Source organism: Aliihoeflea sp. PC F10.4 (assembly GCF_054612275.1).
Genome location: NZ_JBTSWH010000001.1, coordinates 3,289,725 through 3,300,584, shown reverse-complemented (window position 1 = coordinate 3,300,584; position 10,860 = coordinate 3,289,725). Strand labels below are relative to the sequence as shown.

9 protein-coding genes and 2 pseudogenes are annotated in these 10,860 nt (G+C 61.1%); 2 read left to right on the top strand and 9 right to left on the bottom strand.

The genetic code is table 11. The annotated features are described in order from the left end of the window. Positions 1–186: 186 nt before the first annotated feature. From ACX82Z_RS16570 to traA, 6 genes and pseudogenes are all read right to left on the bottom strand, one after another. Positions 187–1,833, bottom strand: a pseudogene (locus ACX82Z_RS16570) (recombinase family protein). Between the two features lie 42 nt (positions 1,834–1,875). Continuing rightward, positions 1,876–2,208 (bottom strand): type II toxin-antitoxin system HicB family antitoxin, encoded by a 333-nt coding sequence (locus ACX82Z_RS16565; protein ID WP_012090880.1) that lies wholly within the window; start codon positions 2,206–2,208, stop codon positions 1,876–1,878. Beyond that, positions 2,205–2,459, bottom strand: coding sequence for a type II toxin-antitoxin system HicA family toxin (locus ACX82Z_RS16560; RefSeq protein WP_072294780.1), 255 nt, complete (start codon positions 2,457–2,459; stop codon positions 2,205–2,207). Before ACX82Z_RS16560 ends, ACX82Z_RS16565 begins: the two co-directional genes overlap by 4 nt. 16 nt (positions 2,460–2,475) lie before the next feature. Continuing rightward, on the bottom strand, positions 2,476–2,790 hold the full coding sequence (locus ACX82Z_RS16555) for a hypothetical protein (RefSeq protein ID WP_459590158.1): 315 nt from the start codon (positions 2,788–2,790) through the stop codon (positions 2,476–2,478). Next, positions 2,780–3,007: a helix-turn-helix transcriptional regulator gene (locus ACX82Z_RS16550; RefSeq protein ID WP_354149648.1), complete on the bottom strand. Its 228-nt coding sequence runs from the start codon at positions 3,005–3,007 to the stop codon at positions 2,780–2,782. Before ACX82Z_RS16550 ends, ACX82Z_RS16555 begins: the two co-directional genes overlap by 11 nt. A 137-nt stretch (positions 3,008–3,144) precedes the next feature. After that, positions 3,145–6,004, bottom strand: a pseudogene (traA, locus tag ACX82Z_RS16545) (Ti-type conjugative transfer relaxase TraA). A 181-nt stretch (positions 6,005–6,185) separates the two neighbouring features. On the opposite strand from traA, the gene ACX82Z_RS16540 reads away from it, so the two are divergent. Then, positions 6,186–6,512 (top strand): conjugal transfer protein TraD, encoded by a 327-nt coding sequence (locus tag ACX82Z_RS16540; RefSeq protein ID WP_459590157.1) that lies wholly within the window; start codon positions 6,186–6,188, stop codon positions 6,510–6,512. Position 6,513: 1 nt separating this feature from the next. Further along, a complete protein-coding gene (locus tag ACX82Z_RS16535; protein WP_459590156.1) occupies positions 6,514–6,780 on the top strand; it encodes a conjugal transfer protein TraD in 267 nt (88 codons plus the stop codon). A 99-nt stretch (positions 6,781–6,879) separates the two neighbouring features. On the opposite strand, the gene ACX82Z_RS16530 is transcribed toward ACX82Z_RS16535, so the two are convergent. The 3 genes from ACX82Z_RS16530 to ACX82Z_RS16520 are packed head-to-tail and all read right to left on the bottom strand — an operon-like array spanning position 6,880 to position 10,860. Further along, the gene (locus ACX82Z_RS16530; protein WP_459590155.1) at positions 6,880–7,590 is read right to left on the bottom strand and encodes a hypothetical protein; all 711 of its coding nucleotides are present in this window, start codon (positions 7,588–7,590) and stop codon (positions 6,880–6,882) included. Positions 7,591–7,601: 11 nt separating this feature from the next. Further along, the gene (locus ACX82Z_RS16525; protein WP_459590154.1) at positions 7,602–8,816 is read right to left on the bottom strand and encodes a GIY-YIG nuclease family protein; all 1,215 of its coding nucleotides are present in this window, start codon (positions 8,814–8,816) and stop codon (positions 7,602–7,604) included. Then, entirely contained in the window at positions 8,809–10,860 is a 2,052-nt protein-coding gene (locus tag ACX82Z_RS16520) for a DEAD/DEAH box helicase (RefSeq protein WP_459590153.1), read from the bottom strand. Before ACX82Z_RS16520 ends, ACX82Z_RS16525 begins: the two co-directional genes overlap by 8 nt.

Below are 10,860 nucleotides of genomic sequence, written 5' to 3'. Positions count from 1 at the left end.
ACACCTAGGTGACCAGAACGAGGGACGTGCAGCACTCGAATCTGGTACCAAGGTCCTGCCCGCGTTCGGTAGCTGAAGCGCCGGGACATCTGGGGTCGGCCAAACAATGGCCGGTATCCCATATACCTTCGCCAAAAGCAGACTGGCAGAAACCCACCCCGATCAAGCCGTTCGCCGTAGACTAATTTAGAGGGCTATAGCGTAGATGTAGTTCTCTGTTTCGTCGGCTTCGGCCCGCCATTTCAGTCCCTGAGTGGGCACTGAGTTTACGCCACTTCCCGCCACAAGCGTCTGTGGCAGCCGGGACTTCGATCCCATGATGCGAACCTCGCCCTCCTCGACGCGCTGCGCGAGCGCGCGCAGGTGGTCGCGGCGATAGCCGCCGCTTTCCAGCCGGATACGGTCGCGGGCCGTTGCGGCGAACTTGCGCAGCATTTGCGGCGTGACGGCCTTCTGTCCCGAGTTTTGAAGCATGGCCTGCGCGCGGTCTGCATCGGCCTTGGCCTGATCGCGGGTGGCCTTGAGTCCGTCGATGCGGTCTTTCAGCGCCGGGTCGTCCAGATCGGCGACGCCTGCCTCGATGGCGTCATAGAGCCGCTTGAGGCGCAGTTCCGATTCGGCAGAGCGTTTGTTCAACTCAGCGATATGCTCGCGACGGCGCTCGGCGTGCTCTTCCCTACGATCAAGCGCAGCGGCAAGCACGGTTTCCAGCCGCTCGGGCTAAAGTAGCTGTTTCTCAAGGTGATTGACGACAAGATCGTCCAGCTTCTCCATCGGCACGGCCATGCCCTCGCAGGCGGTCGGCCCCTGCCTCGCCTTCATGGAGCAAGCATAATAGCGATAGCGCCCGCCCTTGCCGGTGCGGATGGTCATGGCCCCGCCGCACTTGGCGCAATGGATCAGTCCGGTCAACATGGTCGGGCCGCTGATGACGCTGGCGGGCATGACCTTGGGATTGCGGGCCTTGAGCAGCCTCTGAACCGCGTCGAACATCTCTTTGTCGATGATCGGCGGGACCGGAACCGTCACGATCTCACTGACCGGCTTCAATTCCTTGGTCTTGCTGCGCTTGTTGAACTCATGCTCGCCCATATAGGTGCGGCGGGTCAGGATGCGGTGAACCTGACCGATGCCCCAGCGCACGCCATCGCGGGTGAAGATGCGGCGGCTGTTGAGATAGGAGACGATGTTTTTGACGCCCATCTGGCCGGTGGTACCGTCCCCCTCCAAGGCAAGACGATAGATCAGGCGCACCGTGTCAGCGTGGAGCGGGTCGATTTCCAGCTTCTTCTTGGTCTTGGTTCCGCGTTGCTCGGCGGCGACGGTGCGATAGCCGATAGGAGGAAGCGAGCCGTTCCAGAAGCCTTGCCGGGCGTTCTCCTTCAAGGCCCGCATGACGTGCTTGGCGTTTTCCTTGGACTGGTATTCATCGAACAGCGCCATGATCTGCCGCATCATGACGTGCATGGGGTCATCCCCCATTTCCTGTGTGATCGAAACCAGCTTCACGCCGTTCTTCGCCAACTTGCGGACATAAAACTCAAGCTCGAAGTGATCCCGGAAGAACCGGCTGAACGAATGGACCACGACAACATCGAACGGCGCGGGTTTCGACGTTCCCGCCTCGATCATGCGCTGGAACTCGGGGCGGCGGTCATTGGTCGCCGATGCGCCGGGTTCGATGAAGGTCTCGACCAGTTGCAGGTTGCGCGCCTTACAATAGGCTTCGCCCTGTCGCTTCTGATCGGGAATGGAAACATCATGCTCGGCCTGTCGCGCCGTCGAAACGCGCAGATAAAGGGCGGCGCGTAGCGGCACGGTGGAAGCGGTCATGGCGATGTCTCCTTTCAAACCCGGTCGAACCGAACGGTGCCGCTATTCAGCGGCCTCCCGGATCGTCCCGACGATCCATTCATTCAGGCTCTTGCCCGATGCTGCTGCGGCAATGACCGCTGCGGCATGGTCGTCGGGGGTAAGGCGGACATTGAACTTACCGGAGAACTTCCGGCGCGGCTCAATACCCTTCTCCCGGCACATTTCGAGATAGACTGCCAGCGACTTGCGGCCTTCCTCGATCAGATCGTGGACGCTCTCGGCATAGAAATCGGCCCCGCCATTGAGACCGACAAACTCGCCGCGCAGCATCTGAATCTCGGGATCGAAAGCGATGACCGCCTTCTCGCCATTGATTTCAACGACATTGTTCATGGCTTTACTCCGTGTTCGTCCAGCCATTTTCGGATGCTGGCAACCGCACCTTTGTCCGTATCCGGTGACGGATGCGGGCGATGAAAGACGCGCACTTCGCCGAACAGGAACACGCCGACGCGCGACCCTTCCCGCTCGCTGACTTCCGCCCCGAGAGCGACAAACAGCGCCTCTATATCGGCCCAGCGGATCGACCCGTTGACCGGGCGGGCGAAGATCAGTTCCAGCGTGGCTCTGTGACGCTTTTTCATGGAGTATCCAGTATCATTATTTAGTACCGCTTTCAACATCAATATTAGCCCCAGCGTCGGACGATCCAGTGTCGGGGTCAAAGAGTTCATCGAAGAGGTCGCCGAACCATCGCTCGAACACCTCGATCTCGGCTTGTGTGACCGGAACGGGATCGGGCCAGTCGTTGGTGACAGTCCATGTGCTGAGGTCATGTTTAGGCGGCCTACCGGGGAACGGCCACGGATAGCCCAGCAATTCCTCAAGCTGCTCGGACGCCGTAGGCGGTCGTTTGGTGCGCCGAGAGCGGGATGCCGTCACCGGCTTGCGGTCGTCGCTGCGGTCAGAAGTCATCGAGGAAGTCAAATTCGTTGAACGAACGCTGCCGCCATCCGGCAGGGTTGGCGACCCAGCGATTGATGTCGGATTCCTTCCATCCCGCGCCGTTGGTGCTGATCTTGATCTGGGGTGGAAAGGTGCCTTCAGCGATCTTGCGATAGATGGTGGACCGGGACAGCCCGGTGCGGGCGAGAACGGTCTTCAAACGAACGATACGGTCTGGTTGACGCATGGCTGCGTTGCCTCCTGCTGGTTGTTTCTGACGATTGCAGAGACCAGACAGAACAGTGATTTATAGTTGTGCAACTGATATTTAGGCAGCGTAGGGCTATGGCGTAGAAACGGCGGCAAATAGGAAAGTTCTTCGCTCTACAATCCGATGCCCCGGCCTCTGCCAAGGCCATGACTGAGGGAAAGTTGCCGCCCGAGCCTCATGCCTGAGTCGAAATCCATGTCGATGCCGAGTTGCTTCTTGCGACCTTCGAGCAGGGATTCCATCTGTGGATCGCGCTCAAGACTTTTTGCCATGTTGCCCATCTCTGCCCGCGCGGCCTTGTAGCCGGAATAGTTGCCTGCCGCATACTGGCGGTCGCCGGTCTGCTTGAGGTCCCGGAACCGCTCCACGAAGCGGTCGGCGCGCAGTTCGGGATTTTGGCGCATCTCGGTTTCCAGTTGCAGAGCGCGCCTTGCAGGCGCGGCGCGATCAGGATCGCCAGAGGCGACATCGGCGGCAAAGTCGGGATTCCGTTTATAGACCGCCTCGGCATCGCGGGAACCGTGAGGACGCACATCGTCAAATCCGGCACGGGCTTCGTGCAGTTCCTGCACTTGTTCGGGTGTGGCGGCCATGTCTCGCGCCTGCGCCACGAAGATCGTGTCAACGGCACGGGCATGACGGACAAAGGCCCGGCCACGAGCACGGCGCAACGCGGTCTCCGGGTCTTCCCCGGCCTGCCGTTCCGGCATCAGCCTGCGCATGATCTGTGCGACACGGGCGCGAAAGGTGATTCCGCGCCGTTCGGCATAATCCTGCGCCGGGTCGTAATCCGTCGCCATGTCCTTCGACCTGTCACGCGACAGGATGTTGACGAGTTTGTCCTGACTGGCGAAGTCGTCGCGACCATAATGCAGGTCCGTGCCGTCGCGATGGCGCGACAGGGAAACATAGCTGCCATGGGTGTCCACGCCTGGTGTCGCCAGCACATGCGTCCGATCCACCGTCATGCCCTGCGCCTTATGGATGGTCGCGGCATGGCCGTGATCGATGCGGTCGTAGTCTTTCAGGTCGAAAGCGATGGACCGGCCATCGTCGGTCTGCACGGTCATGCTCTGCGCGCTGACCTGTTCGATGGTGCCGAGCGTGCCGTTCTTGACGCCAAGGCCGCGCTCGTTTTGCAGGAACATGACGCGATCCCCGCTGGCAAAATTCCGGTCGCCGCGCTCGACGGTCACGCGCACGTCCTCGCCCAGATCACCCGCCGCCCGCATCCGGTCACGGGCCGCCTCGTTGAGTTCGCGGACCTCGGCGTTGGTGTGGGCGAGGATGATGCGGCTGCTGTCCGGCGATGCCTGCCGGTCGCGATCCCATCTGTCGATCAGGTCGCCGCGCGCCTGTTCGCGCGTTTCGGCGGAATGCACCATGCCGTGACGGTCATAGGCGCTGATCGCATTGCCGGTTCTTCCTGTCGCCAGATCATGGGTCGCGTCACGCTGCCAGTCCTCGCGCTGGCGGCGCACCTCATGGATTTCCACGCCACCATGACGGTCGTGGATAGACCGGAACGCCGCGCCAGCCTCGATGGATTGCAACTGCTGCGGATCGCCGACCAGAACAACCTTTGCGCCAGCCTCGGCGGCATGGGACAGAACGCGCTCCAACTGCCGCGTGCCGACCATGCCCGCCTCGTCGATGACAAGCACGTCGCGGCTGGTGAGCATGTCGCGGCCATTCTCCCAGCCGTGTTCCATGCTGGCGATGGTGCGCGAGGATATGCCCGCTCCGCTTTCCAGATTCTCGGCAGCGATGTCGGACAGGGCAACGCCGCGAACCTCAAAGCCCGCCGCTTCCCATGCCTCGCGGGCCACGCCAAGCATGGCGCTCTTTCCCGTCCCGGCATAGCCGACGACGATGCTAAGATCACGTCCGTCCGTCACATGCGCCAGCGCGTGGGCCTGCTCGCCGGAAAGAACAAGGCCGCGTTCTTCCGCGCGGGCAAGTGCGGCCTCTCTGTCGCGGTCGCTGACCTCGTGCAATTCCTTCTCGGCCATCACCTCGACGGCGCCGTGCAGGCGCTGTTCCGCCTCGATCATGTCGCGGGGGGGTGAACCGATCCTCGCCGCGTCCGTCCTGCCCGAGTTCGACCAGATCGGGCGAATTGCGCATCGCGCCCATCACCTCGTTGAACTGGTCTATGCCGTCGCTGTGGCGGTGCGCGAACTTCGCCATATCGCGCCGCATGAAGGTCGATTGCTGCTGCGTGATCGCGTCCAGCGCCACGGAAGGATCGGCGATGATCCGTTCGCCATTGTTGCGGGCAATCTCGCGATGCAGTTCCGCGCGATCCGCTACGTCCGGCCCTTCGCCCTCGATGCGTTGCGCAGGCGCGCCGATCTGGCTTTGCGGCTCAAGCCCGATGCCCTGCGCCTCAAGACTGCGATGGTCGATGCGGGCGTCTATGTCGAGTTCGGAACGCCGTTCGTTGACATGCTCGGCCCATCGTTCGCGCCAGCGCTCCACCATCTCGGTGCGGTTCCAGTCCCGGATCTTCGGGCCGAAACCGCTCTCGTCCACCGAGCGCATGGTGAGCATGACATGGGCATGGGGCTTCGGCATCCCGTCCTCGCCGATGTCCCAATGCACATCCAGGTCGGCAATCATGCCCTGATCGACAAATTCGGCGTGGGCGAAGTCGCGGGCCAACTCGATGCCCTGCGCCTGCGTCATCTCGCGTGGAATGGCGAATTCCACCTCGCGCGCAAGCTGCGCGTCCTTGCGGACCTCGAAGGCTTCGACATCGTTCCAGAGCCGTTCGCGGTCGCCAAGATGTTCGGGCGCGTTCTCCGGCAGCAGGATTTCGGAATGGACGACGCCGCGCTTGTTGGAAAAGTCCTGCACGCGGTCGATGCGCTCGTCGCGCATCCGCGAAGCCGAGCGGTAAGCGGCGGACGCCACCGCACTGCTTCCGGCCTTGCGGCCAATGACCTTGACGTGAAGATGATAGATCGCCATCGCGATCAAGCATTGCCACGGTCAAGCGCACGTCGGAACGACGTATAAGCGCACCCTCCCTCAAAAAAAACTCGGGATGGACCGGGCCGTGCCACACCGTCCCGGCAACATTACTGTGTTCTGCTGCCTTCGCAACTATCCTTACCGCATCAACCACTTGAGACCGGGAAAGGACACGGCAATGCGCAAACCACGGGACTACGATGCGGAATTGAGGGCGCTGGAGGACAAGGCGCGGGAACTCAAAACCCGAAAGGTGCAGCAGCTTGGCGAACTGGTCATCGCCACCGGAGCCGATGCGCTCACTGCCGACGAACTGGCCGGTGCGCTCGTCGCGCTGGCGGAAACGACCGATGCCGGAAAGAGGGAGGCTTGGGCCAAGCGCGGGGCCGCGTTCTTTCAAAGCAGGTTGCGGCGATCTGCACCAGCGCCTGACCGCGACACTGGCGGCGCTCAAACGCAACCGGGCGGAGCGCAACCGGCATCAGGCGGCGCGGGCGCGGCATGACATGCGAAGCTGGCAAATCGAGCGCCGCAAGCGAACACGGCACCTGATCGAACTCGGCGGCCTCTTGGTCAAGGCGGGCATCGTGGACCTGACCAGCGATGACCGCGCCATGATCTACGGCGCATTGCTCTGGATGGCCAAAAAGCTTCAGAGCGAGGACGGCGAACGAGCGCGAGAACTTTGGGTCCAAAAGGGGGAAGCGACATTCGCGGCGGAACGTCCAGCAGGCTTGCATGACAGAACGCAACCGCAGCAGGACCGGGCATGACCGATGGCGGGCGGCGCGAAGACCTCAAATATCGCAGCGCTGCCCGCCATCGCGCGGCGACGCCGCGCAAGAAATATTCTCCCGCCAGTTCAGATACCGCTAGGCCCGAGGCACCTTAAGATTATAGTCAGACTCCAGCATATCAACGATCTTCACAAGGGCGCGAAATATGCTCAACTCGTTAGCGCCAAATTTGTAGGCGCCAGTAAGAAGTTCTTCGGGTTTTAGGTCGTCAGAACGTCCCCGGCGCTTAACTTTCTCGTCTCCACATAAGAATGTCGTGGGGTAGCGAAAAGAGCGACCTTCGCCTTCCCAAATGCCACCGGGTCCATAGTTCTGAATGTTGCCATTATAGCATTCGCCAGCAATGATATCTTCCATGCAAGTGAGCAAATCACGGATAGGGACGACCTTGGCCCGAGTGTCGCGCACATAGCGAAACTGCTGAATGCCGCGCTCCACCTCATCGCGTTGCGATGAAAAATATTCGTTCTCAGCGGCAGCCTTACGCTTCAGTTCATCGAACACATCAGCGGGCACATCCTCCGACCTTTCACGCAAGTCGATGAAGGCATCTACTTCGTCGACAATGAAGGAAGCTCTCTCTTCCCACGTTTCGCTAAACTCATTGGACCATTCGATGATCTGATCTTTGAAGGGCAACGCGGAGCCGAAGTCTATCTCCAGAAAGGCTGCATAGCCCGTCGTTTCCGACTCGATAAAGTAATTCTGCATATCGCGGTCGCCGGGCCACGTTTCCTTCGCAGCCGCTTTTATAGCACCAAGAATATCGGATGGGATTTCTGCCAAAATCCATTCTCCTATAATGCGTTGTCTGAACGGCGTCGAGCCAGCCGCGCCGCTGCCGGATCGTAGATATAATCCGTGATCGTGCCGTCCTTGATCCGTTCCACGGCGTCGTCCACGACGAAGCGCGGCACAAGGAACCATTCGCGAGGCACGACAGGATTGCCGAAACGATCCTTGATCTCGATGTCCAGTTGGGCAGGAGCGAAGATGCGGTGGATCAGGTTTTCGAGCTTCACGCGGTTGATGTTGTAGAGCGTGTAGGTGGCGACCACCTCGACCTCGGCCATGAGGAAGGTTGGATCGAGCCTAGCATTGGCAAGACGGCGGGTAATGTCGCCGCCGGTCACGCCGATCTTGTGCAGCACGTCGCGATTGGCGGCGACAAGCGGATGATCGGACTTGCTGCGAAGGACGTAGATGGTCCCGCTCGCAATATCCTCGTCGTCGCTTTCGCCAGCGAACAGCGGGCCGGCGCTCGGCTCGGTGATGCGCCGTCCGGCCTCGTCCTTGTAGAGCGCCCGTTGTAGCGAACGGCGTAGGAGGTTGCTTTCCGTCCCGTTGGAATAGACCACGCGCAAGCGGGCGTCGGTTTCCCCGTTCGGCGCGCGGAAGGTTTCGCCGACCTCGGCGACATAGGCGACCTGACCGCCAAGGATGAAGAATTGCCCCTCGATGATGTCCGCTTTCAGGAAACCGGCATCCTTTACAAACTGTCGGGTCGTGCGAACGCCGGAATCTAGGTCGATCTGCACCTGTTCGAACAGGGGCTTAAACCTCTCGAAGTCGGGACATGGCTCCCGGTTGGCGATCTCCTCGGCGGCGCGTTTCTCGGCGGTGGATCGGACATGGCGAAGCTCGGTGATTTCGGAGGCACCTGCGGCCCCGGCAAGCTCGGCCATAAGCGCATCGGCGTCCATTTCCTCGGCGGGCGTCGCGGGCGCGGCGATTTCCGCGCTGGACAAAAGCCCCTGACGGTCGAGCGGCGCGAGAAGCGAACGGCACTCCTCCAAAGCGCCAAGCCGGTGCAGCCGCACGGCATAGAGCCGCTCGAACATATCGCGGTCCTCGCCATGCTGCGGCGCGCGGCCATGTTCGTCAGTGAACCGCTGGATTTCCTCGAACCCGGCGATGATGCGCTCCTCGCGAGGGCCGCGCCCTACTTTCTTTTCCGGCTGGGCGAAATCCGCCAGTTCGTCGCGCAGTTCATCAAGATCAAGGTCACTCATAGCGCCCCTCATCCTTGAAGCGCACGAAAGCGGCGGCACCCTCGGCCATGCGCTTTTCCCATGCGTCGGTCGAACTGATGGACGGAAGCCGCCCGCGTTCCTTCTTGAACTGGACCGCCCGGACGGCAAGTTGCTTGGCTTCCTCCGGGGTGAGACTGGTGCGGCGGGCGGAAATGGCGGCGGCGACTTGTTTCAGGCTTTCCTCGCTCATGGTCTTGGCGAGGATGGCATAGGCTTCCTGAAACGGATTGATCCGATCGATCAGGTCGATGTCGAGTTCGCGCACGTCCATTGCGAATTTGCGAACGCCGTCGATCAGCGCCGTGTTCGCGCCCGGCTCGTCGCCGGAACCGTCGCCGCCAAGGGCGATCTTCTTGGCCTGTTGGGTAAGATTGAGAGCCGCGATAGCGTGCTGACGCACGGCCTCTTGATCCTCCTCGTCCAGTTCGGGATATTTGTCCTTGATGATCTTGCCCAAGCGAAGCTGGGTCAGCTCCTCGGGAACAAGTTCCTCGTCGAACAGGCCGCGCTCGATAGAAGGCTTGTCCTGCACGAAGCTGGCGATCACCTCGTTCAAATCCTCGCGGCAGATGCGGGCAGCCTCCGGGGTTTTGGGTTCGGCAAGTCCCTTGATCTCGATCTGGAAAACGCCGCGCTCCTCGTTGAAGCCGACATTGCATTTGTCTGGCTGATAGCCATTGTCGCCATAGTCAAAGCCGGGTTCGGCGGTGCTGGTTGCGGGGTTCTTGGGCTTGAACTCAAAGCGCGGGGCCAAGACCTGCTCCATGAGCAAGCTAGCGGCGATGGCCTTCAAGGTGTCGTTGACAGCCTCCGTCACGGCGGATTTGGCAGCATCCGGTTCGGCAATCAGGTTGGTGAAGCGGGCGCGGGTCTTGCCCGGCGCGTCACGGGTGGCGCGGCCGATGATCTGTACGATCTCGGTCAGGCTGGAGCGGTAGCCGACGGTCAGGGCGTGTTCGCACCAAATCCAGTCGAAGCCTTCCTTCGCCATGCCGAGCGCGATGATGATGTCCACATGATCGCGGTTGTTTTTCTGCGAGGGATCTTTCAACGCGGCGGAAACGCGATCCCGCTTGCCTGCATCATCGTCCACAAGGTCGGCGATGCGAAGGACGCGGCCTTCCGGCGTCTTGACCAACTGGAAGCCGGTGGCCGGGTCGATGCCCTGCCATTCGCCAAGCTCCTCGATGATGTGTTCGACTTCCTTGATCTTCTGCCCGGTGCTTTCCCGCGAATTGACGTTGGGGATGTGGATGATGGTTTTCTCGGCTGAGTCCAGCACGGCGAGTATGTCGTCGGAGTAAGCGCCGGAGTAGAAGGAATAGCCGATGTCGAGCGATTTCAGATACTCGTAACCGTTTAGCTGCTCGTAATAGGTGTAGGTGACGGTATCGAAATTGGCCTCGTCCTGCGGAGCAAGGACGGCTTCGGCATCGCCCCGGAAATAGCTGCCGGTCATGGCGACGATATGCACCTTGTTCCGGGCGATGAACTGGCCCAGGTGCAGGCCCAGCTTGTTGTCCGGGTTCGCCGAAACATGGTGGAACTCATCAACGGCGATCAGCCGGTTGTCGAACGCCTCCGTGCCGAACCTGTCCACCGCGAAGCGGAAGGTGGCATGGGTGCAGACCAGCACCTTGTCATCGCCCTGAAGGAAGGCCCCGACGCTGTTCACCTTGCCGCCGTCCTCGCCCGGCGCATTGCAGAGATTCCATTTAGGGGTCACGGTCCAGTCGGCCCGAGAGCCGAACTTGGTCAGTGGCTCGTCGGCGAAGCTGGAGCCGATACTTTTCTCCGGCACGACGATGATGGCTTGTTTCAACCCTTGGTTCGCCAGCTTGTCGAGCGCGATGAACATGAGGGCGCGGCTCTTGCCTGACGCCGGAGGCGATTTGATAAGTAGATATTGCTCGCCGCGCTTCTCATAGGCGCGTTCCTGCATCGGCCTCATGCCAAGGGCATTGGCTTTGTTGGTGCTGCCGTTGCGGGCATAGGAAACTGAGACGGAAGGAACGCTCTTCAT